Annotated in this window: 16 protein-coding genes and 1 tRNA gene; 8 read left to right on the top strand and 9 right to left on the bottom strand. The window is 69.3% G+C overall.

Annotated elements, in window-relative coordinates:
- Positions 1-796: 796 nt before the first annotated feature.
- The gene (locus HY049_08215; protein MBI3448881.1) at positions 797-1,858 is read left to right on the top strand and encodes a hypothetical protein; all 1,062 of its coding nucleotides are present in this window, start codon (positions 797-799) and stop codon (positions 1,856-1,858) included.
- Positions 1,859-1,866: 8 nt separating this feature from the next.
- Here the strand turns inward: HY049_08215 and HY049_08210 are convergent, their stop codons facing one another.
- The 8 genes from HY049_08210 to HY049_08175 form a co-directional block, all read right to left on the bottom strand.
- Positions 1,867-2,583, bottom strand: a complete 717-nt coding sequence (locus HY049_08210) for a pyridoxine 5'-phosphate synthase (protein ID MBI3448880.1) — start codon at positions 2,581-2,583, stop codon at positions 1,867-1,869.
- 4 nt (positions 2,584-2,587) lie between these two features.
- Complete coding sequence (glmM, locus tag HY049_08205; GenBank protein ID MBI3448879.1) at positions 2,588-3,952, bottom strand: phosphoglucosamine mutase; 1,365 nt, start codon at positions 3,950-3,952, stop codon at positions 2,588-2,590.
- Positions 3,949-4,890 (bottom strand): hypothetical protein, encoded by a 942-nt coding sequence (locus HY049_08200; protein MBI3448878.1) that lies wholly within the window; start codon positions 4,888-4,890, stop codon positions 3,949-3,951. The genes glmM and HY049_08200 overlap by 4 nt, the downstream gene beginning before the upstream one ends.
- The gene (locus HY049_08195) at positions 4,887-5,744 is read right to left on the bottom strand and encodes a TIGR00159 family protein (protein ID MBI3448877.1); all 858 of its coding nucleotides are present in this window, start codon (positions 5,742-5,744) and stop codon (positions 4,887-4,889) included. Before HY049_08195 ends, HY049_08200 begins: the two co-directional genes overlap by 4 nt.
- Positions 5,745-5,820: 76 nt before the next feature.
- Positions 5,821-6,708: a dihydropteroate synthase gene (folP, locus tag HY049_08190; GenBank protein MBI3448876.1), complete on the bottom strand. Its 888-nt coding sequence runs from the start codon at positions 6,706-6,708 to the stop codon at positions 5,821-5,823.
- Between the two features lie 413 nt (positions 6,709-7,121).
- Positions 7,122-9,062 (bottom strand): ATP-dependent metallopeptidase FtsH/Yme1/Tma family protein, encoded by a 1,941-nt coding sequence (locus HY049_08185; GenBank protein ID MBI3448875.1) that lies wholly within the window; start codon positions 9,060-9,062, stop codon positions 7,122-7,124.
- A 54-nt stretch (positions 9,063-9,116) separates the two neighbouring features.
- Complete coding sequence (locus HY049_08180) at positions 9,117-9,932, bottom strand: tRNA lysidine(34) synthetase TilS (protein ID MBI3448874.1); 816 nt, start codon at positions 9,930-9,932, stop codon at positions 9,117-9,119.
- Positions 9,933-9,996: 64 nt separating this feature from the next.
- Positions 9,997-10,073, bottom strand: a tRNA-Met gene (locus HY049_08175).
- Positions 10,074-10,198: 125 nt separating this feature from the next.
- On the opposite strand from HY049_08175, the gene HY049_08170 reads away from it, so the two are divergent.
- The 5 genes from HY049_08170 (at position 10,199) to HY049_08150 (ending at position 14,476) form a co-directional block, all read left to right on the top strand.
- A complete protein-coding gene (locus HY049_08170) occupies positions 10,199-10,375 on the top strand; it encodes a hypothetical protein (GenBank protein ID MBI3448873.1) in 177 nt (58 codons plus the stop codon).
- 1 nt (position 10,376) lies between these two features.
- The gene (hemB, locus tag HY049_08165; protein ID MBI3448872.1) at positions 10,377-11,363 is read left to right on the top strand and encodes a porphobilinogen synthase; all 987 of its coding nucleotides are present in this window, start codon (positions 10,377-10,379) and stop codon (positions 11,361-11,363) included.
- A 4-nt stretch (positions 11,364-11,367) separates the two neighbouring features.
- On the top strand, positions 11,368-12,681 hold the full coding sequence (hemL, locus tag HY049_08160) for a glutamate-1-semialdehyde 2,1-aminomutase (protein MBI3448871.1): 1,314 nt from the start codon (positions 11,368-11,370) through the stop codon (positions 12,679-12,681).
- A 1-nt stretch (position 12,682) separates the two neighbouring features.
- The gene (locus HY049_08155; protein ID MBI3448870.1) at positions 12,683-12,955 is read left to right on the top strand and encodes a glutathione S-transferase N-terminal domain-containing protein; all 273 of its coding nucleotides are present in this window, start codon (positions 12,683-12,685) and stop codon (positions 12,953-12,955) included.
- Positions 12,956-13,228: 273 nt separating this feature from the next.
- The gene (locus tag HY049_08150; protein ID MBI3448869.1) at positions 13,229-14,476 is read left to right on the top strand and encodes a hypothetical protein; all 1,248 of its coding nucleotides are present in this window, start codon (positions 13,229-13,231) and stop codon (positions 14,474-14,476) included.
- Between the two features lie 166 nt (positions 14,477-14,642).
- Here the strand turns inward: HY049_08150 and HY049_08145 are convergent, their stop codons facing one another.
- Positions 14,643-15,458, bottom strand: coding sequence for a class I SAM-dependent methyltransferase (locus HY049_08145; GenBank protein MBI3448868.1), 816 nt, complete (start codon positions 15,456-15,458; stop codon positions 14,643-14,645).
- A gap of 47 nt (positions 15,459-15,505) precedes the next feature.
- On the opposite strand from HY049_08145, the gene HY049_08140 reads away from it, so the two are divergent.
- Positions 15,506-17,536 (top strand): hypothetical protein, encoded by a 2,031-nt coding sequence (locus HY049_08140; protein ID MBI3448867.1) that lies wholly within the window; start codon positions 15,506-15,508, stop codon positions 17,534-17,536.
- A 931-nt stretch (positions 17,537-18,467) separates the two neighbouring features.
- Positions 18,468-19,331, top strand: an 864-nt coding sequence (locus tag HY049_08135) for a DUF2142 domain-containing protein (protein MBI3448866.1), incomplete at its 3' end; no start/stop codon positions are given.

Raw genomic sequence — 19,331 nt, 5'->3', positions numbered from 1 at the left:
TCGACCAACGGTCTCTCCGCCGCGAGCGACCAGGCGGCCGAATCGTCGCGCGGGCTCCACGCCGCGTTCCTGACATCGGACGGGCGCGCGAACTTTTCCGATGCCCCGACGCCCGGCGCGAGCGACGCGCCTTTCCGGGAATTCGACGACGCCGGCGGCGCCTGCTGTTGCGGCGGAGTTGCCGGGGTCGGCTGCGCAATAGACGCCGCCCCACGGACCGCCTCCCTCTCCCAGGTCTCGCCGCCGTCCGCCGAGTGAAGGACGACACCCCCATCCCCCGCGATCCAGACGTCCTTCCCCCCCGGAAGCGCCGTGACGGCGTTCAGGTTCACGCCGATGAAAGGAAGCGCCGTGTGGGCGTTCGTCTCCACCGGTGTCTTCCACCACGCGGGGGAAGGAAACTGCGGAATGTCGTACGGATCCGGCCGGGACGTCTGCCGGAAAGCGACGACGGTGCTGACGGCGACGACAATCAGCGAGGCGGCGAGCCACGCGCGGCGCGGAATTCTCTCGAGCAGCGAAACGCCGGGAGTGGACGGGACTTGCGCGTTCGAGGGTTCGACAGGCGCTGACATCGTGCCCCCCAGCCGTCGAAAGCGACCGTCCATCCAACAGTGGATTGCCGCTGCCCAGGCGCGCGCCATCCTAACACGCGCCACTTCATCATTATCCGGCCCAAATCGCCCGGGTGACGGGCCTCATTGCCTCCGGCGTCGGCGTTTCTATATTGCATGAATCCGAAATGACAATGAACCCCGCGGGAACTCCCGCCTCGCGGGAAGCGCCGGGAGGACGCATGGCCAACAAGCTCCTGACCCAGCTCGCCCAGGAACTCAAGCTCACCTGCCTCGGGCCGACCGGCGGGACTTTCGGCGGAGTCGCGACCGTCGGGATCCTCGACGGGCACCCCGTCGCCATCTCCTGGATCAAGATCGGCAACCAGGCCTCGCTCCAGACCATCGTCCGCTTCCAGACGGGAAGCCTCGGCGTCACGCCGCAAGCGCTGGCGGAAGAGGTGGCCTCCTCGAGCGAGCTCCTCGCCGCGATGGGCCGCAGGAAGCTCTCCGGCGCGGAGCGCAAGAAGCTGATCTCGGACGACGGGGCGCTGCTCTTCGTCCAGATCGTGAACTTTCGGGGACTGAAGCCGGAACCAGCCGCCGCGACGATCCGGTGCCTCGTGAGCCTCATCGCCCGGCGGGCGAAGCCCGTCGGCCCGGGCTGCGAGACGTGCAGCGCGAGCGGTGGAGATCTGTACCTCGTCGACACGTTCCCGAAGCGGATCTGCGCCGGCTGCCGGGAGAGGATGGGCGAGGAGGATCGCCGTCGCATCGACGACTACGCCGCGCTCCCCTCGAACCCCGGGATGGGGACGATCGCGGGCGTCGCCACCGCGGCGTGTATGGCCCTCGCGTGGGGCGGCGTCGCGTACGGGCTCGAGCGCATCTTCCTCTTCGCCGCCATCCTGATGGGCCTCGCGGTCGCGTGGGCCGTGAACCGCGGGATGGGGAAGATCAACCTCTACGGCCGCATCCTGACGGTGGCGCTCACGCCGCTGTCGGTGCTCGCCGGCGACTACGTCTTCTTCCTGCTCGGAATCAGCCGCGAGACGCAGCAGCCGATCACCGGCGCGCTCGCCTCGCTCGTGGCGGACCACTTCGTCGATCTCGAGTTCCGTCAGTCTTCCGGGGCCGCGAGCCTGATCTTCGGTCTGATCGGGGCGGGGTACGTGCTCTTCATCAACCGGCCGCCGATCGCGCGGCGCACGATGGTGGCCTTCCCGATGCCGGCGGAGGCCGCGAGCGCGCCGGGGTACGCGGTGAAGCGCGAGGAGGCCCGCGAGCTGTCGCTGATCCGCTGAGAGGCGGCCTAGGAAGCGACGATCTCCTTCATCTCGCGCACGGCGCGGTCCAGGCCGACGAGGCAGGCGCGCGCGACGATGGCGTGACCGACGCGGATCTCGGCGACCTCGGGGATGCGCGCGACGGCCTCGGCGGCGGCGTACGTGAGGCCGAGTCCGACGGAGACGCGGAGCTTCAGGCGGCTCGCGCCCCGCACCGCCTCCTGAAGGCGGAGCAGCTCGCGCTCAGCCGCAGCCGACGCCTCCGCCTCCGCGAAGTGGCGCGTGTTGATCATGACGCCGTCGGCCGAGATCTTCGCGGCGGCGCGGATCTGATCGAGGTCGGGCTCCACGAGAAGCGCCACGGCGAACTCGGACTCGCGGATGGTGGTGACCAGGCGATCGATCAGCCCGGCGTTGAGGAGGATGTCGAGCCCACCCTCTGTCGTCACCTCCTCGCGCCGCTCGGGGATGAGCGTGACGCTGTCGGGCTTGACGGTCGCGGTCGCGCGCGTCGCCTCGGAGGTCGCGGCGGTCACGAGGTGCATGGGCGCCGTGACCGTGCGCCGCAGGATCTCGACGTCCCGCTCCTGGATGTGGCGGCGATCGGAGCGAAGGTGGACGAGGATCGCGTCGGCCCCCGCCATCTCGGCGACGAACGCCGCGGCGACCGGATCGGGGGTCGCGCCGCGGCGCGACTCCCGGAGCGCCGCGATCTGATCGAGGCTTACCGCGAGCTTCGGCATCGTGTCATCTCTCCCCTATCTCGCGCTCGATCGCGTCGGCCATCTCCCGCGCGAGGGAGCGGACCTGATCGGGGTCTTCGGCCTCGATCATGACGCGCGCGAGCGGCTCCGTCCCCGAGTACCTCAGGAGCAGCCTGCCGGAATCCCCGAGCTTCGTCCGCACCTCGCGAGCGCGCGCTCCGATCACGGGATGCTTCTCGAGATCGGGGCGCGTCGACACCCGCACGTTGACGAGTATCTGGGGGCACGGCCGGATCTCGTCGAACCAGGCCGAGAGCCTCACTCCGGCCGACCGCACGATCGCGGCGAGCGTGAGCGCGGTCAGTATCCCATCTCCGGTCGTCGCGTGATCGAGGAAGATCACGTGGCCGGACTGCTCGCCGCCGAGCCTCGCCCCGGTGCGCAGCATCTCCTCGAGAACGTACTTGTCGCCGACCGGGGCGCGGAGCATCCGGATCCCGGCCGCTTTCAGCGCCCTCTCGAGCCAGAGATTGCTCATGACGGTCGCGACGACGAGATTCCCCGCCAGCTTTCCCTCGGCCTGGAGCGCGAGCGCGGCGCGGGAGAGGATGAAGTCGCCGTCGCAGATCCGCCCCTTCTCGTCCACGAGGACGCACCGATCGGCGTCGCCGTCGAAGGCGCACCCGAGATCCGCGCCTCCCTTGAGGACGGCGTCGCGGAGGCGCGCCGGGTGGAGAGACCCGCAGTCGCTGTTGATGTTGCGCCCGTCGGGGGCGGCCCCGATCAGCGTGACCGCGGCGCCGAGCGCGGTGAAGACGTTCGGCGCCGTCTCGTGCGACGCGCCGTTCGCGCAGTCGAGCGCGATCCTCATCCCGTCGAGGCGACGTCCCCCCGCGGCCGAGACGAGATGGCGCTCGTATTCATCCCGCAGGCCGGGCGCCTTCGCCCGCGGCCCCTTCGCCGGGGCGGGGGAGGCGACGTCGATCGGTTCGTCGAGGACGAGCCCCTCGATCCGGGCCTCGTCGGCGTCGGGAAGCTTGTAACCGTCGCGCGAGAAGATCTTGATGCCGTTGTCGGCCCAGGGATTGTGGCTCGCCGAGATCACGATGCCGGCGTCGAACCCCGACGATCTCGTCAGGCAGGCCACCCCGGCCGTCGTCACCACGCCGGCCGCGGCCGCCACCCCTGAGGCCCCCTCGATCGCGCGCGCGAGCGTCTCCTCGATCCACTCCCCCGACTCGCGCGTGTCGCGCCCGATCAGGATCCGGATCGCTCCGCCGGCCGGATCGGCGCCCGCGAGGGTCCGCACGAGGGCCGCCCCGACCCGGGCGATCGTCGCCGGATCCAGCGGGAAGGTCCCCGAGGGGGCCCGGATGCCGTCGGTCCCGAAGAGGCGCTTCGTCTTCAACGCGCCGCGCCCGAGCCGAGGACTCGCACCGCGATCTCCTCGGCGCTCGTCCGCTTCACGGTGACGCGCGAGGCGAGGGAGACGTCGCGGAAGACGACGCGCGGCTTGAGGTGGTACGCGCCGGGCTTGAGGGCGAGCCGGGTCAGATCCACGAAGACCGAGAGATCTCCCCTTTCGACGCCCGCGAAGGCGCCGGGCGTCCCCTCGAGCGTGACGTCGACGGTCGCCGGGTCGAGGCGCACCACCGCCGTCGTCCCCTCCGCACGCACGGGGACCCCCTCGAACACCTTCAGAACCTGCTGCTCGTGAATGTCGGCCGTGAGGGTGGCAAGCTCCCCTTCCACGACGCGGACACCCGTGCGATCGGGGAAGAGGTTGACCATCATCTCGACCGGCGTCGCGCGCCCGTCGACGCGCACGACGTCGGTGAGAACCTCCTTCGCGAGCCGCATCGCGCTCTCGGGCCCCGAGACCCGCACGTGATCGGGCTTCACGATCGCCGAGCCGATCACGTAACCCTCCGCCGGCTCTCCGATGAGGCGCGGCGTGACGGGAAGCTCGCGCGTGAGCCGGCGCTCGAGGCGCACGGCCACGTACTCGGGGCTGATCTTGACGACGTCGGCTCCCGGCGGCACCCGCACCTCCTCGGGGCGCAGGCGCACCATGTGATCTCCGCTCTGAAGCGACGCGAGGTCGAGGCGCGCGGTGATCCGATCGGGCTTCATCGTGTTGAGCACGACCTCGGGGGCCTTGACGCGGACGTTGACGCTGTCGATGACGTCGCCGGCGATGGCGAGATCGTCGGGAAGGTTTCGGATCTCCAGCGGAACGGAGACGATCTGCACCGGGCGATCCTCGCCCCGGACGACGAACCAGACGCCGATGGCCAGGGCGAGCGACGCCACCTTGAGCGCGAGGTTCTCGCGGAAGAATCTCACGGCCCGGCCCGCCGCGCGGCGTGCGTCATCGCCGGCCCCGACTCGTGCGGCGGCGCGCCCACGCCGAGGTGCTCGAAGAGGAAATCGCGGAGCGCTCCGGGCGTCATCGACTCGATGATCCGTCCCTCGAAGGCCGCGGAGACGCACCCGCGCTCCTCGGAGGCGGCGAGGCAGATCGCGTCGGTCTCCTCGGTGAGGCCGATGGCCGCGCGGTGGCGGGACCCGAACGCCTTGCTGAGCTGCGGGTTCACCGTGAGCGGCAGGAAACACGACGCCGCGCGGATGCGCCCCTCCTGGATGACGATGGCCCCGTCGTGCGTCGGCGAGCCGGGATTGAAGAGCGCGACGATCAGGTCCTTCGACACCACGGCGTCGATCTCGATCCCCGTCTCGGTGAAGTTCCGGAGCCCCTGCTCGCGCTCGATGACGATGAGGCCGCCGATGCGCTTTTCGGCGAGCGCCGTCACGGCAAGGACGATCTCGCTGATGGGGGCCTCGAGGCGGCCGGCGCGCGCGCGCTGCGAGAACGGATTGTGGCCGAAAAGCGTCAGCACCCGGCGGATGGTGTTCTGGAAGATCACGATGAGCGCGAACGGGATCCAGTAGAGGAGGTAGCCGAGGAACCGGTGCACCGTGACGAACTGAAGAACCCCCGAGAGCCAGTACGATCCCAGGACGAAGACGGCGCCGATCATCATCTGGACCGCGCGCGTCCCCTTGATGAGGAGCGCGAGCTGGTAGAAGAAGTAGGCGAGGATGAGGATGTCGAGGAGCTCGATCGCCCAGCCGAACGGGCTGGCCCGGAAGCCCTCGAAGGCTCCCTTGATCGTCTCCATCACGTCGCGGAGGGTCACGGGGTCGACTCCTTCACTCGCGGGGCGCGCTCATCGAAGTTCAATGTAGCACCCGTTGTCCAGACGCTTCAATGACTTACGGGAGGGTGTCACCCGGAAGATGGCCGAAGGCGGCGCGCGCGACATGCAGCGCGTCGATCGTCTCGCGCGGCTGATGCGTCCTGAGGATCTCCGCCCCTGCGGAAGCGGCGATCACCTCGGCGGCGAGCGTGGCGGCGGCGCGATCGGCGACGGCGCGCCCCGTCGCGGCGCCGAGGAAGGACTTGCGCGAGACGCCGGCGAGGATCGGGGCGCCGAGGGCGCGGAAGACACCGAGGTGGCGCAGGAGGGTGTAGTTGTCCGCCGGGCGCTTCCCGAATCCGAAGCCGGGGTCAACGACGATCTTCGATGCGGCGATGCCGGCCTCCTTCGCGGCGCGGCACCGCGCCGCCAGCTCCAGGAGCACCTGCAGCACGACGTGCTGGTAGTCGGCGAGGGCCTGCATCGTCTCGGGAACGCCGCGCAGGTGGTTCAGGATCACGGGGAGCCCGAGGTCCGCGACGGCCCCGGCCATCTCGGGGTCCATCGCGAGGCCGGAGACGTCGTTCACGATCGTCGCCCCGGCCGAGGCGGCCCGGCGCGCGACGAGAGCCTTCGTCGTGTCGATCGAGATCGGCGCCTTCACGCGCACGGCGAGCGCCTCGACCACCGGAACGGCGCGGGCGATCTCGGTCGCGGCGTCGACGCGGGCCGAGCCCGGCCGCGTCGACTCCCCGCCCACGTCGAGGATGTCGGCTCCCTGCTCCACCAGCTCGACGCCGCGCGCGACGGCGGCCTCGGTTGTGGCGTAGCGCCCGCCGTCGGAGAACGAGTCGGGGGTGACGTTCAGGATCCCCATGACGAGGGGGCGTCCCCCTGCGGCGAGCGATGCGGCCCGGAGCGTCACCTTCCCGCAGACGATCTCCCGCGGCGCCGAGAACTCCATCATCGCGGCGTCGCCGCGGCGCGCGAGGTCGCCCTCCTCGGGGACCCCCGACGCGGCGAGGACCTCGAACATCTTCTCGAATCCCGCGCGCGGCCCCGCCGCGAGCGTCCCCATCGTGAGCCGATCCGACGAGGCGCCCTGGAGCGGAGTGATGGCCCCCGGCGTGGTCTTGAGCCCGCACCGCGCGCCGAGCTGCGCGACGCGCGCGAGGAGGACGTCGTCGTCCGCGAGGATCGTGAGCATGAAGCGCGCGGCCTCGCGGCTCGACTCGCTGAGCGCCAGGGGCCGGAGGCCGAGATGCGACTTCAGATCGGAGGCGCCCGGGGCCGGGGAGAGCGACCCGCCGTGGCCCGGAGGGGGAACCGAGAAGACGAGTGTGAGGGGGGCCCGCGTTTTTTTCACGAGGCGGTGTGTCAGGTCTTGAGCGGCTCTGGAAGAGGCGGGCCCGCCGACTCCTTGGCGGGGCGGCGCGACTTGTCCTCGGCGGCCTTCGCGGCCGGCTTCTCGGCGACCGGCATCACGTTGGCGCGCTTCATCGGCGGCAGCTCGTCGCCGCGCGTGAGGGCCGCGATCTCCTCGGCCTCGAGGACTTCGCGCTCGAGCAGCGCGATCGCGATGCGCTCGAGCACCTCGCGCTGCTCGAGAATGATCTTGCGCGCCGTCTCGTACGCTTCGGTGATGATCCGCTTCACCTCGCGGTCGATCAGGATGGCGGTCGACTCGGAGTAGTCCTTGTGCTGCGTGAGCTCTCTGCCCAGGAAGATCGCCTCGTCCTTCTTGCCGAAGGTCAGGGGGCCCAGGTTCTCGCTCATCCCCCACTCGCAGACCATCTTCCGCGCCAGCTCGGTGGCGTGCTCGATGTCGTTGCCGGCGCCGGTCGTGCGCGTGCTGAGGAAGATCTCCTCGGCGAGCCGGCCGCCCATGGCGACCGCGATGCGCCCTTCGAGGAACTCGCGCGAGAGGGTGTGCCGATCGTCCGCGGGAAGCTGCGTCGTCAGGCCGAGCGCCATCCCCCGGGGGATGATCGTCACCTTGTGGAGCGGGTCGGCATGGGGGTGGAAGACCGCGACGAGCGCGTGCCCCGCCTCGTGGTAGGCGGTGTTGCGCTTCTCGGCGTCGGAGATGATGAGGCTCTTCCGCTCCGCGCCCATGAGGACCTTGTCCTTCGCCGCCTCGAAGTCCTCCATCGCGACGGCCTTCTTGTTGACGCGCGCCGCCGCGAGGGCCGCCTCGTTGACGAGGTTCGCCAGATCGGCCCCGCTGAAGCCGGGGGTGCCGCGCGCGAGGATGGGCACCTCGACGTCGTCGGACATCGGGATCTTGCGCGTGTGGACCCTGAGGATCTCCTCGCGCCCGCGGACGTCGGGGCGATCGACGACGATGCGTCGATCGAAGCGCCCGGGCCTCAGGAGCGCCGGGTCGAGGACGTCGGGGCGGTTCGTCGCCGCGATGAGGATGACGCCTTCGTTGGACTCGAAGCCGTCCATCTCGACGAGGAGCTGGTTCAGCGTCTGCTCGCGCTCGTCGTGGCCGCCGCCGAGGCCGGCGCCGCGATGGCGACCGACCGCGTCGATCTCGTCGATGAAGACGATGCACGGCGCGTTCTTCTTCCCCTGCTCGAAGAGATCGCGCACGCGGCTCGCGCCGACGCCGACGAACATCTCGACGAAGTCGGAGCCGGAGATGCTGAAGAAGGGGACGTTGGCCTCGCCGGCGATCGCCTTCGCGAGGAGGGTCTTCCCGGTCCCCGGAGGCCCGAGAAGGAGAACGCCCTTGGGGATGCGCCCGCCGAGCTTCTGGAACTTCTGGGGCTCCTTCAGGAACTCGATGACCTCCTGCAGCTCGTCCTTCGCCTCGTCGACGCCGGCGACGTCCTTGAACGTCACCTTCTTACCCTGGCTCGACTGGAGCTTCGCCTTCGATTTGCCGAACGAGAGCGCCTTGTTCCCGCCCGACTGCATCTGGCGCATGAAGAAGATCCAGATGCCGATGATGAGGAGCATCGGCGCCCACGAGATGAGCGTGAGGAGGTAGGGGCTGTCCTTGGGCTTCCTCACCGTGACCTGGACGCCGTTGGACTGGAGGGTCGAGAGGAGCTTGTCGTCGGGGAGGGCGAAGGAGCGGAGGTACTTCTTGTCCTCGCTCGCGTTCTTGTACTCCCCCTCGATCTCGTAGCCGCTCTCGCCGCCCGAGATGGTGACGGAGGCGATCTGACCTTCCTGGGCCTTCTTCATGAAGTCCGAGTAGGTCAGCTCGATCTGCTGGTGGCTCTGGGTCTTGAAGAACTGGTAGAGAAAGAAGACGGCAAGTATCGCCAGGACCCAGAATGTGATCGCCCTGAGGCTCGCGTTCAAGTTCGTCCTTTCGGCCTGAGTGTCGGCGTCCTTATTATAGGCAGGGTCGTCCGGTTATCCACTCCGTTCCCCCGGCTCCCGGATCACCACGCCCGCGGGGCCCTTCTCGGCCCGGGCGCCCCCGGGGAGATCGATCCCCTGGCCGGCCGCCGCCCGGCGGAGCAGGTCGAGGATCGCGTCGACGTGGTCCCGCTCGAGGCGCCGCGAGGCGTTGCCGGAGGCCTCGGCCGCGAGCCGAACGGCCCGGCGCGCCAGGGCGATCGGCGCCTCGCCCACACGCGGCGGGATGGTGGATGCCGCGCCGGCGAGAAGCGTCGCCGCCGCCTCGTCGAGGAACGCCTCTTCGGGGGCGAGCAGCTCCGCCTCCGCCGCCAGCCTCTCGATCGCGCCTTCGAACTCCGCCTCCAGGATCGGCGCCAGCCGGAGCCGGATCCGGTTCCTCGTCCTCGTGACGTCCTCGTTCGTCGCGTCGTCGCGATACGCCTCGCCGCACGCCGAGAGGTACGCCCGCACCGCGGCGCGGCGCACTCCGATGAGCGGCCGGATGAACCCGTCCGCCGTCGCCGGCGACATCCCCGCGAGGCCGCGGCGACCGGGGGCTCGCGTCAGGTCCGCCCGCGCGCTCGTGAAGGCGAGCCCGTGGCGCGCCGCGAGATCGCGCACGAAGGCCTCGTCGGCGTCGCTCTCGGCGCCGCGGAGGGCGTGGTTCAGGTGCGCGACGCGGAGCTCGAAGGGGCAGGCGGCGCGGTGCTGCACCAGCAGCCGCAGCATCAGGACGGAGTCGCCGCCTCCCGACACCGCGGCGAGGACGGAGGCTCCCGGGGAGATCATCCGGTGCCTGTCGATCGCGCGGCGAAAGGCCTCCGCCACGGGGTCGTGGGGGCGCCGGGGGCCTTGAGCATGCGGCATGGTGAGTGCGCCGGGTGGAGATCGATGGTAGCGGCGGGAGGACTCGAACCTCCGACCCCGCGGATATGAGCCGCGTGCTCTAACCAGCTGAGCTACGCCGCCATCGTGTTTTGACCGGAGGCGGCAGGATAGGGAGGGGGTGGATCGGAGTCAAGAAGTGGCGTGGCCGGCTCCGACGGACACTCCGGGGTCGGGTGTTATACTCCGCGCGAAAAGGGGGCCCCGCCGTGAACTGCTCCAAGTGCTCGAAGTCCGACGAGAAGGTCCGCCTCACCAAGTGCCCCATCTGCAACAAGGAAGTCTGCGACGACTGCCGACATCACGTGAGCGGCCGGTACTTCTGCTCCTCCCAGTGCGCGCGCTTCTTCTTCTTCCAGGGGGACGAGGGCGAGCACGAGGAATAAAATGTCCTTCCCGACGGAAAGACCGCGACGGCTCCGCCGCACCGCCCTGCTGCGATCGATGGTGCGGGAGACCGAGCTCGCCCCGACCGACTTCATCTACCCGCTCTTCGTCTGCGAGGGGAAGGGGATAAGGCGCGAGATCGCCGCAATGCCCGGGGTGCACCAGCACTCCATCGACACGCTCGTGGACGAGGTGAAGGCGGCGCGCGAGGAAGGGGTGGTCAGCGTCATCCTCTTCGGCATCCCGGCGTCGAAGGACGCGCGCGGCACCGGGGCCTATGACTCCCGCGGCATCGTCCAGCGCGCTCTGGCCGAGCTGAAGGAGAAGGCCCCCGGCGTGCTCCTCATCGCCGACGTCTGCCTCTGCGAGTACACCGACCACGGCCATTGCGGCGTCATCGAGTCGAACGAGGTCGCGAACGACCCGACGCTCGATCTCCTCGCGCGCTCGGCCGTCTCCTTCGCGCGCGCGGGGGCCGACGTCGTCGCCCCCTCCGACATGATGGACGGCCGCGTCGCGGCGATCCGCGGCGCGCTCGACGAGGCGGGGCACCAGGAGATCGCGATCCTCTCGTACGCCGCGAAGTACGCCTCCGCCTTCTACGGCCCCTTCCGCGAGGCGGCCGAGTCGGCGCCGAAGTTCGGCGACCGGCGCGGCTACCAGATGGACCCGGCCAACGCCCGCGAGGCCCTCCGCGAGGTGGACCTCGATCTCGCCGAGGGGGCCGACATGGTCATGGTGAAGCCGGCCCTCCCCTACCTCGACATCATCCGCCGGGTGCGCGAGCGCGTGGATGTCCCCGTCGCCGCCTACAACGTCAGCGGCGAGTACTCGATGCTCCTCGCGGCCGCCGAGCGCGGCTGGATCGAGCGCGAGCGCGCGATCCTCGAGACCCTCACGTCGATCAAGCGCGCCGGCGCCGATCTGATTCTGACGTACTTCGCGCGCGAGGCGGCCCGGCTCCTCGCGCGCCCCGCGCGAGGCTGACGCCGTGTCCGGATCCGCCCCCCCCCGATCGGTCGAGACCTCGCGCCGCCTCTTCGAGCGCGCCCGCCGCGTCATCCCGGGGGGCGTGAACTCCCCCGTCCGCGCCTTCCGGGGCGTCGGCGGCGACCCGCTGTTCATCATCCGCGCCCGGGGCTCGCACGTCTTCGACGCCGACGGGAACGACTACATCGACTACGTCGGCTCGTGGGGGCCGCTCATCCTCGGCCACGCGCACGGCCGCGTCGTAAAGGCGCTGGCCCAGACGGCCGCCTCCGGCGTCTCCTTCGGCGCGCCGACCCCCGCAGAGATCGAGCTCGCGACCCTGGTCTGTGGCGCCTTCCCGTCGGTCGAGCGCGTGCGCATGGTCAACTCGGGGACCGAGGCGACGATGAGCGCGCTGCGCCTCGCCCGCGCGGTGACGCGACGCGACGCGATCCTGAAGATGGAAGGGTGCTACCACGGCCACGTCGACTCGCTGCTCGTGAAGGCCGGATCGGGGGTGCTGACGCTCGGCATCCCCGGGAGCCCCGGGGTTTCCGCCGCCGTGGCCGCCGAGACGCGGACCGCCCCGTACAACGACCTTCACGCGCTCTCCGCCGCGCTGGCGGCCCACGGAAATTCGATCGCCGCGGTGATCCTCGAGCCCGTCGCGGGGAACATGGGGTGCGTGCCGCCGGCCCCCGGCTATCTGGCGGGGGTCCGCGAGCTGACCGCGAAGCACGGCGTCCTTCTCATCTTCGACGAGGTGATGACCGGCTTCCGGCTCGCCTACGGCGGAGCGCAGGAGCGCTTCGGCGTCGCGTCGGACCTCACGACGCTCGGGAAGATCATCGGCGGCGGCCTCCCGGTCGGCGCCTACGGCGGCCGGGCCGATCTCATGGCGCGGATCGCCCCCGAGGGGGACGTCTACCAGGCGGGGACGCTGTCGGGGAACCCGCTCGCGATGAGGGCGGGGATCGAGACGCTCGAGGCGCTCCGCGAGCCCGGGACGTACGCCCGGCTCGAGACGATCTCGGCCGCGCTCGAGGGAGGGCTGGCCGAAGCGGCCCGCAACGCCGGAGTCCCCGTCACGATCAACAGGGTCGGATCGATGATGACGGTCTTCTTCACCGACGGCCCCGTCACCGACCACGCGACGGCGGTGCGGTCCGACACCCGCCGCTACGCGGCCTTCTTCCACGCGATGCTCGATCGCGGCGTCTACTTCCCTCCCGCCCAGTTCGAGGCCTTTTTCGTTTCGCTCGCGCACACCGACACCGACGTCGAGGCCACGATCGCCGCAGCAGGCGAGGCCTTCGCGAAGCTGAGGAGCGCCTGAGATGATCGAGCTCTACCAGTTCGAATCGTGCCCCCACTGCGCGAGGGTGCGGCGCAAGCTCGACGATCTCGGCCTCGACTGGATCTCGCGGACCGTTTCGTCGGACCGGAGCGAGCGCGAGAGGGTCGAGGCGATCTCCGGCCAGAAGCTCGTCCCGGTCCTCGCCGACCCGGAGCACAACATGGTCGTGACGGAGTCCGAGGACATCTGTGCCTACCTCGACGAGATCTACGGCCCGGGCGCCGCCTCCACCTCCGAATCCGAGGCCCCCTGATCTCTCCGCCCGTCGGGGATCTCCGGACGGAATGCCGGAGGAATTCCGGGGGAGATGGACGGTAGGACTCGCACGGCAGGTCGCCTCCCGCGGGCTCTCCGAGTCGCCCGAGGGGCGATCCCCCTCGCCGCGCCCGCCTCCACAGGCGGATACCCCATGGCGCCACCCGGCCGCGCCCGCGGTCCACCCATGGGCACAGTTCGTGCTTGGCCCCCCTCCGAAAGCCCACGAGATCGGGCGCCCACACGCCCACCCCAGGAGGTTGGCCCACAGATGAACGCTCCAGGAACCAGGAAGGGAAGTTTCGGAACCGGCGCCGTCGTCTTCGGCGTCTTCGCGGCCGCGACGGTGCTCGCCGGCCTCGTCGTCTTCGGCAGCGTCGCGTGCAGCGGTGATGCGCTCCAGAAGGGTCTGTCCGGCCCCGCTCCCTCGAGCCCCGACGAGCTCCTCGCGCAGCTTCGGACCGACAAGGGGCGCATCGACGAGACGACCGACGTGATGATGAAGCGGATCGACTCGTTCAACGCGACGCGCAAGCCCGGCGAGCGCCAGATCCAGTTCGGCGAGATCTTCAACGACAACCTGAACTCCGAGCAGAAGGACGTCCTCAACCAGCTCGTGAGCGAGGAGAAGGACGTCTCGTACAAGGCGCTCCTCGAGGGGATCATCAAGGACCGCGAGACGATCCGCAGCCTCCAGGAGAAGGTCCTTCACCTCGAGCAGACGCTCCCCGACAAGTTCGTGATCGCGAAGAAGGGGGACAGCCACCACGATCTCGCGATGGACTACCTCGTCGGCGAGGCGAAGCTCGACAAGGCGAAGGCGAAGACGATTCTCGCCTCGATCGATCAGACCGACGAGCTCCTCCCCGGCAACAAAGTGTGGTTCTTCTACGACCAGGAGCACGACACCTTCCGGACGTACGTGACGCAGGGTGAGGCCGGGCAGACGCCGCTCGTCGTGCGCCGCGCCGTCAAGCGCCAGATCCTCTCCGAGCGCGACGCCGCCCTCGCCCAGAAGGCCGCCCTCGAGGAGACCAAGTCCAGGCTCGAGTCCGACATCTCGGGGCTGAGCACCGACATCGCGACGCTCACCGACCGCCGCGGCCAGCTCGAGGCCGAGGTGACCGGGCTGAAGCAGGACAACACCAACCTCGAGACGAAAGTCGCCGGGCTCGACGCCGACCTCGCCTTCCGGCAGAACTCGCTCTTCTACCACTCCGACAGCGAGCAGAAGCTCAAGGACAGCGGCAACCTGACGACGGTCTTCAAGCACGTGAAGGACATGAAGGGGATCCGGTTCTCAGAGGCGCTCGACCTCCGGAAGTCGACGACGATCAACCTGACGCCGCAGCCTTACGGCCTCGAGTCGATCAAGGGGGTGCGCGTCCTCCCCGCGATCTACCAGGAAGGTCGCGACTTCAAGATCGAGACGTCCGAGGACGGCTCGAGCGCGAAGGTCGAGATCCTCGATCCCGAGATGTTCCGCGGCAAGGAAGTGATCGTCTCCGTCCGCGGCTGACGAGCTCGACGAAGTCTCCGGGGCGCCCGCCACCCTGCCGGCGGGCGCCCCCGGAAGCCCCGCGCGGTGGGCCGCCCTGTGCTGGGACGGCCGCACCCCCAACCTCCACGGGGCGGCCCTCCGCGACGGCGTCGAAAGATGACGCCCCCTGCGGCCGCCCGCGCCCCTACTTCCCCAGCTCGATCACGGTCATGCGGCACCAGCGCCTCGACGGCGGAAAGATCCCGAGGAGCGCGCGGTCGAGTGCGTTCAGGACCGCGAACGGCCGGCGGTAGCGATCGGCCTCCTCGATCAGCCTCTTCCAGTACCGGACCTTGTTCGGGTCGAGCCCCTCTCCCCAGCGGAACCACAGGTACAGCGCCATCGTGAGGAGGTGGAACTCCGTGTGGCGAAACGACGCGAAGCCCGCCCGCAGCACGTCGAAGTCGGCGAAGAGGAGCGGCTTTTCGTCGGGGGTGCGCGTCTCGGGGCTCGCGTCGCGGTAGTGGTTGAGCACCGGGTTGTGGCCGAGGGGCTCCGCGAAGACGGCGCGGCCGCCGGGGGCGAGGACGCGCCGGATCTCGGAGGACGCGCGGGGGAGGTCCATGTGGTGGAGGACGTCGTGCCCGAAGACGACGTCGAACGCGGCGTCGGAGTATGGAAGGGTTTCCCCCGGGCCTTCATCGAAGGTGATGCTCGTTTCGACCCCGAGCCGGCGGGCGACGCGGCGGGCGATCTCGACCATGCGCGGCGAGATGTCGCGCGTCGTCACCTTCGCGCCGTGGAGCGCGAGCCAGCTCGTCAGCTCGCCGTGGCCGCAGCCGATCTCGAGGAGGCGCTTCCCCCGCAGATCGCCGAGGAGGGCGAGGGCGTGGAGCGTCTCGGGGGTGGTGGGGCAGGTCGCGACCGCCTCGGGGTCGAGGAGGTCGGGATTGACTTCTTCGGCCCATGAATCGTGGAACGACCTCTCGCGCGCGTGCCTTTCCTCGAGATCGCCGTCCATCGAGCGATCTTACCCTATCGAGCCGCGGGCGACGGTATCATCGGCGCGTGACGTCGGCGCGCCTCCAGAAGCTCTTCGCCGTGGCCAGCCTCGCGGCGTACCTCCTCGTCCTCTCCATCTTCAAGCTCTCGAACAACGACATCTTCATCCACCTGAAGCTCGGCGAGTGGATCCTGGCGCACGGCGCCGTGCCGTCCGCCGACCCCTTCTCGTTCACGGCGGGCGGGCGGCCGTACGTCGCCCACGAGTGGCTCGCGGCGGTCGTCTTCCATCTTGTCCACGCGGCGGCGGGGGTGAACGGCCTCATCCTGTTCAAGGCGCTGCTCGTCGTGCTCACGGCCGGGCTGCTCGTCCGCGTGGCCTTTCGCCTCGGGGCGACGCTCCCTTCAATCCTTTGGAGCTCGATCCTCGCGCTGCACGTCGCCAGCGCCCGATTCCTCGAGCGCCCGCATCTCTTCTCGTACCTCTTCGTCGCGGCGTACCTCGCGCTCTTCTTCGAGTATCGCGAGGGGGGGCGCCGGCGCGCATGGTTGTACGCCATCCCGCTCCTGCACATCCTGTGGGTGAACCTCCACGGCGGCCACGTCGTCGGGCTGCTGCTCGTCGCGGTCTTTGCTGTCGGCGAGGCGGCGGAGAGGTGGCGCGGGCGCGCGACGCGAGCCGACGCGGTGGCGGTGGCGGCGCTCATCCCGGCGACGATCGCGGCGAGCCTCGTAAACCCGTACGGCTGGAAGCTCCTCACCTTCCCTTTCGAGCTGACGGGGATGCGCCTCTACATGAACCAGATCCTCGAGTGGCGCCCGCCGTACGATCCCTCGTACAACACCTTCACGATGTTCGTCTTCTTCGTGGCGCACGTCGTGCTGGTGATCGGGGCGATGGTCCTTGCGGGCTCCGATCGGATCCGCCGCGCCTTGCTTGTGTGGCTGGGCCTCGAGGTTGCGCTGCTGATCCTCTGCTGGTTCCAGCCGGGGCATCCCCTGTGGACTCCCGACGTTCTCGCCGTCGCCCTCTATGCCCTCGCCGGAGTGCTTCTCGTTCTCGCGGCGGCCCGGGCGCGGACCTTCGACGTCACCTTCGTGGGGATCGTCGCGCTCTTCCTCCTTCTGGCGCTGCGCCACAATCGCGGGACCGCCGACGCGGCGCTCGCGACGTGGCCGATCCTGGCTGCGGCGTCTCCCCGATGGAGGCGACCGTCGGCCACGGTCCTCGCCTCGCTCGCCGTCGTCTCCGTCACGGTCACCGTCGCGGCGTTCGGCTATCACTACAACTTCGGGAAGTTCGTCCGCGAAGGAGGGCTTGGCGTCACGCGCGACGTGCCGTCCTGCGCTCTCGACTTCGTAGAGCGCGAGCACCTTTCGGGGAATGCGTTCGTCTCGTACGCCCTCGCGGGGCCGCTCATCGAGCGCGTGAGCCCGGGCGTCAAGGTCAACATGGACTCTCGGAACGAGGTCTACGGGGAGGATCTCTACCGCGAGTACCTCGGCGCGCTCGAGACCCCGGCCGCGATGCGCGCGTATCTCGCGGCGCATCCGGTCGATCTCTTCTTCATGGGGTTCGACGACCGCGAGGCGGCGGTCTTCGACGACCTGACGAGAGCAGGGGGGTTCGTCCCCGTCTACTACGACGATCGCGTCTTCGTCCTGGTGCGGCGGAACCCCGGAACCGAAGAGCTGATCCGCCGCGAGGGGTTCGCCGTTCTCCGCCCCGGCGCGGAGGACGCACCCACGCGCGTGAGCCGGGACAACGCCGAGGCGGCACTCGGGGAGGCGGAGCGGGCGATCCGCGACTGTCCAGAGTCGCGCTTCGGGTGGTTCTACAAGGGGCGAGTCCTCCTCTTCATGGGACGAAACGATGAGGCCGTCGCGGCGCTCCGGGAGCTGATCGCACGAGATCCGGGGAATGCGCACGCGTTCGCTGATCTTGGGGATGCCCACGCGGCGCTGGGACAAGTGGGCGACGCGGGGGCGGATTACGAAAGGGCGCTCGAATTGCGGCCGGGGCTCGTGGAGGTCCAGCAGAAGTTGCAACGACTCCAGGGAAAGCAACGCCCGCGCGACGACGTGCCTTCAAGATAGGGCGGCGTCACGCGGGCTTTATCGATGACTCAGTCGTACGCGCTCAACTCCCTCCGGAAGGCGGGAGTATCAATCGCATGCGCTGAAGCACGATGGGAGTGTATCCGCCGCTGTGCAAGAGCTGTCGTTGTGCTTCGTATAGCCGCAGCTCCCCACCCCCGCGCTGCACGTCCCGGAGCTGTTGACGCATCGCACGCCCACATCCCAGCAGAATGAGTTCTTGCAGAATCCGGGCGTCCTCTGCAAGGGCTCGGTACCCGAGGCCGTCGCAGTCGCTTGAGTGAGTTCGGCCGGGCACGCCCCCTCACCTTGAATCGGCTTGCGAGTCGTCACCTCCGTGCGTGCGATGGAAACGGAGACGGCGATAGCGACCACAGCCAGAACGCCGATCGCCAGAACAACTTTCCTCGTCTTCATCTCGAACCTCCTTCAGAGCCGAGCGTCCTCCGCGCCATGGGACCGCCCCCGCACCTCGCGTCGACGCCCGCGGTCACTCTCGGCGGACGCATTCCGCCGATCGTGGCGCGGCCGAAGAATCACGCGAAGGGACGCTGCACCGGAACACGAGCCAGAGAGTCGGGGAATCGAATCGACTCGGGCAGATCGAACTGCATTTGGAGTCATAGCGAACTCATTATTTCGCATTCTGCCAGTGTGTCAAGACCAACATTCAAGAATATTACGAGTCTGCACGCGCCTCCGTGACATTGACTATGACGCCCATGGGACATCGTGCGACAAAGTGGGACATCTGATAGCGCCCTGAAACCGCAGAACCGACAACCGCAGGCGGTTCGATGTCACGCCTCGACTTTCGTAGCGCTCGCCGGTGTTCTGCTAGATTCATCGCGAGAAGTGCCGGAGAATCGAAGGACGAGGGAGGTCGGCCATCAGGCGGACAGCGCCGAGCGGGATCGAGAGGGCTGAATGCGTGTTTCTCGTCGTCGCCGTCTCGTTCGGTCTCCTCCTCGTCGCGCTGAACCCGCCGTTCGGCGGCGGCGACGAGTACTTCCACTACCAGCGAACCGCGGAGGTCGCCTACCTCCACGTTCTCGACAAGGAGTCGGATGTCCCCGGCGGCGTCGCGGCGTTCATCGACCGCGGGTACGCCGCGATCTCGAGCGGGCCTTACTCACGGGCTCGGTACGCGGAGCTGGCCGCGATCCCCCTCGACACGGAGCACCGGGCGACGCTCACGGCCAGCATCTTCACCCTCCACCATCCGATCGCGTTCCTGCCGCAGGCCGTGGTCTTTCGTCTCGGAGCGGCGGCGGGTGCATCGCCCCTCGCGCTGCTGTACGCGTCCAGGCTCGCGGGCCTGATCGGCTGGCTGCTGCTCGCGTGGCTTGCGATCCGGCGGCTCCCCTCGCAACGATTCGCTCTCGCCGCCATCGCAATCCTTCCGACGAGTCTCTTCTTCAGCAGCTTTGTCAACGCCGACGCCATCACCATGGGCGTCACGTTCCTGCTCATCTCGGAGATGTTGGACGCGATCGATCGCGATGCCCCTGTCACCACGATCGACGTCGTCAAGCTCGCGACCCTGGCGGTGGCGGCCGCCTCGACAAAGGGAGCCTACGCCCCGCTCGCGCTCCTCGCGCTGGCGATCCCCACGTCCCGCTTCGGATCACGGAAGCACCGCTGGATCTCGGTCTCGGCGATCGTCCTCCCCTCGGTGGTGGCCGGGCTGGGATGGATGTGGCTGGTGAAGACGTCGTTCTTCGCCGGGGCCCGATATCGGACGTGGGGAGGAGACGCTTTCCCCGACGGGCAGACGACGTTCGTCCTCCAGCAT

The sequence above is a fragment of the Acidobacteriota bacterium genome, from assembly GCA_016195325.1.
In the GTDB taxonomy this organism is placed as follows: domain Bacteria; phylum Acidobacteriota; class Polarisedimenticolia; order JACPZX01; family JACPZX01; genus JACPZX01.
Note: the sequence above shows the minus strand (reverse complement) of the source record. Positions and strands in the feature narration are given on the sequence as shown.

Excerpts from the sequence above, each read along its gene's own strand:
- HY049_08215 (MBI3448881.1), top strand. The coding sequence starts at position 797 with ATGGCCAACAAGCTCCTGACCCAGCTCGCCCAGGAACTCAAGCTCACC.
- HY049_08210 (MBI3448880.1), bottom strand. The coding sequence starts at position 2,583 with ATGCCGAAGCTCGCGGTAAGCCTCGATCAGATCGCGGCGCTCCGGGAG.
- folP (MBI3448876.1), bottom strand. The coding sequence starts at position 6,708 with ATGGAGTTCTCGGCGCCGCGGGAGATCGTCTGCGGGAAGGTGACGCTC.
- hemB (MBI3448872.1), top strand. The coding sequence starts at position 10,377 with ATGTCCTTCCCGACGGAAAGACCGCGACGGCTCCGCCGCACCGCCCTG.
- HY049_08155 (MBI3448870.1), top strand. The coding sequence starts at position 12,683 with ATGATCGAGCTCTACCAGTTCGAATCGTGCCCCCACTGCGCGAGGGTG.
- HY049_08150 (MBI3448869.1), top strand. The coding sequence starts at position 13,229 with ATGAACGCTCCAGGAACCAGGAAGGGAAGTTTCGGAACCGGCGCCGTC.
- HY049_08145 (MBI3448868.1), bottom strand. The coding sequence starts at position 15,458 with ATGGACGGCGATCTCGAGGAAAGGCACGCGCGCGAGAGGTCGTTCCAC.